Here is a 423-nt window from a genome sequence, read left to right as displayed (position 1 = left end):
TACAAATAACATCAGAATAATTAATATATTACTTTGATATTTACTATCAAGTTGATTGATTTTCAATGCATACCGAAAGTAAAAAGATTCTTTTTTCGCCTGTTCAAGAATAAATGCACCACTGAAAGTGATAATAAGAATTCCGCCTATCAGAAAATATATATGTGCCAAATAATATCCCCATGTTCCTGGCTTATATTGTTTAATTGCAAGTATTATAAATACAATCCCTAACACTGTAAACAACAGCCATTTTGAACTGACGGGACGTTTTTCTTTTATTTCCTCTTTCATCATTAAAGAGCTTAAATTTCTTCCGTCCATCCACACCAGGAGGATTATAAAGATTCCAAGCATAACTCCCAGACACAAAAGAATTGTATTTTTATATACGACCGGATCCACTTTTTGTAATGTAATAAT

The 423-nt window shown here is 31.0% G+C and carries 1 protein-coding gene; it reads right to left on the bottom strand.

Annotated elements, in window-relative coordinates; all coding sequences use genetic code 11:
• Positions 1 to 324 (bottom strand): hypothetical protein (locus OCV72_RS16945; protein WP_207643419.1); only part of this gene is annotated, 324 nt, incomplete at its 3' end.
• Positions 325 to 423: the final 99 nt, after the last annotated feature.

The sequence above is a fragment of the Dorea amylophila genome (assembly GCF_025567265.1).
Taxonomy (GTDB): Bacteria; Bacillota; Clostridia; order Lachnospirales; family Lachnospiraceae; genus Dorea_A; species Dorea_A amylophila.
The sequence above is the reverse complement of the archived record's forward strand: the minus strand, read 5'-3'. Positions and strand labels throughout refer to the sequence as shown.